General features: G+C 43.4%; 1 protein-coding gene and 1 pseudogene. One reads left to right on the top strand and one right to left on the bottom strand.

Features of this window, described 5'->3' with window-relative positions:
• Positions 1-286: 286 nt before the first annotated feature.
• Positions 287-1300: pseudogene (locus HMPREF2811_RS04905) on the bottom strand (IS30 family transposase); the annotation flags it as partial.
• Positions 1301-1615: 315 nt separating this feature from the next.
• Here HMPREF2811_RS04905 and HMPREF2811_RS04910 point away from each other — a divergent pair.
• Positions 1616-2158 (top strand): DUF927 domain-containing protein, encoded by a 543-nt coding sequence (locus HMPREF2811_RS04910; RefSeq protein ID WP_071408351.1) that lies wholly within the window; start codon positions 1616-1618, stop codon positions 2156-2158.
• The last annotated feature ends 15 nt before the right edge of the window (positions 2159-2173 follow it).

The raw sequence follows: 2173 nt of genomic DNA on the forward strand, positions 1-2173 counted from the left end.
TTATTTTTACACAATATTATGGACTTGACTTTACAAAAAAGTTGTAATTTTTTCTGATTAAGTTTTTATTAGTTTTTTCAATAATGAATACAAATCGGAAATTTCAAGTTTAAGTTAGCCACTACAGGTAACTTATTTGTTTGATACCGTAACTGCCTTGTTATTCTAAATCAGTGACCCCTTGATAATGAGCTGAGGGATGGTAGTCTTCCGACCAGTCTGGCCCCATGCCATCTTTCTAGACATGAAACCATGCCGAGGGAGGCTCGTTGTCAAGAATCGCAGGTCAAGCCACCAATCGTTCTTGCTTGAATGCCTGGACAAATGTGTCATGTGGTGTCGCATAACCTAAAATTTTCCGCGGATAATCGTTCATCCAACGTTGGATCCGCAAAATCTGGTTCTCGCTCAAATCACTAATCGGACTGCCCTTTAGGACGAAACGGCGAATTAATTTGTGCTGGTTTTCGCTCGTCCCACGCTCCCAAGAAGCATAGGGGTGGCTGAAATAGACGTCCGCTACATCTTGCAGGGCATCGTGTAGCCCTGAAAATTCGGATCCATTGTCGGAGGTGACAGTCTTAAATAGTTGATCGAAGGTAGCGCCAGCCCGTCCTCTTAGCTGTTGAACCACTTGGTCCACCGATTGGGCGTCCTTCCCGTTCAACTTCAGGATGACTTCAAAGCGTGTCTGCCGTTCAGCCAGCGTCAGAAGCACGGCATCCGACTTGGTCTTGTTTCCCACGACCGTGTCGATTTCCCAATGGCCGAAAGTTTCCCGGGTTTCAACTTCTTTAGGGCGTTCTTCAATCGACGTCCCGAGAACACGTTTGTTGGGACGGTGTCCTGGGCGGACCGCTTTGGTTTTACGGGATAGTTTTTCGAGCAAGTCCATGTTCTTTGTTTTCCTGATTCCGCGGTCAATCCATTGATAGAGGGCGGTTGTACCAGGAATGATGGCAAAATCGAACAGCTCGTGTTTTCTGGCAAACCCAACCACGACGTCCGGCGACCATTTTTCATTTAACATTTTGTCATCTGCCCAATCAATGAAGTCCTCTGTGTTCGCCCATTTAGGGCGTCTGCCACAGTTCAGCCGTTGATTTTCATAGAAGGCCTGTCCTGCATCAGCGTCATAAACAGAATAGTAGGTGTCATACACTTTTCCATTTTGCGTTTGGCGTTTTAACTGGGTGATTGTCCCGCGAGTCATTTCATTGTGTATGGTTTGCGGAACACGTCCCAGCACCTGGGTAACCTGACGGTTGGAATAGTTTTCCTTTTTCAGGATGGCGATTTGGCAACGTTCTGATTAGGATAGGTGTTTTCCTTTGCGAGAAACTGTGTTATCATGGGTTTGCGTCATGTGAATTCATCCTTGTCTATTGAGTGTTAGTGGTAACTTCAATATAACATGAAATTCACGTGGCGTTTTTTTTATTTCAAATGGCTAAGTTCATTATAAAATCCGCCCTAATAAGTTCAATTTTGAAAATAGCCAATTAATAGTCATTTACCCACCTAAAAAAATAATTGAATCAGCAGAGTTTATTCGCTTCGATGCACAGGCAGTGAGACCTTTCATGGTACTACCTCTGCCAAAGGAGGTGGTGTAATGAGAAACGAAACAGGTTATTTTCAAATCGGGCCCTTCACCTACAGCGTAGAGAACGGGATTACTGAAGGGGATACAGTCTGTTCGCTATACGCTAGGGTATCAAGTGTCTTCATTGACCATACTACTATGGAGCAGACATACCAACTTGAATTCAAGCATGCTGTGTTAAATGAAATTTACAAGATTAAGGTGGAGTACTCAGAATTATTGACGAGTGGTATTAGTTCCTTAATGCGACTAGGACTGGACGTTACAAACAGCAATAAGCAGTCGCTTAGTAATGCTTTGCTGGCGAGTATTCCCTATGCAGAGGTCGTATTCGTTGTCACTTCATATGGTTTTAACAAATTCAAAGGTATGCAGATATTTATTACTGATAAGGTCCTATCCAAAGAGCCTATCAAAGAGCTACTTGTCGTCCAGAACAACAAGTATGACTTGGCTCCAAAAGGCAGTCTGGTTGATTGGCTTCAGATGTATGAAGATTATGTAAAGGGCTATCCTCCATTAGAACTGGCGGTAGTGTATATGTTAACTTAAAAGTGAGCCACTATA

The organism is Globicatella sp. HMSC072A10 (genome assembly GCF_001811625.1).
In the GTDB taxonomy this organism is placed as follows: Bacteria; Bacillota; Bacilli; order Lactobacillales; family Aerococcaceae; genus Globicatella; species Globicatella sanguinis.

Coding starts and splice junctions, on each gene's coding strand:
- HMPREF2811_RS04910 (WP_071408351.1), top strand. CDS start 1,616: ATGAGAAACGAAACAGGTTATTTTCAAATCGGGCCCTTCACCTACAGC.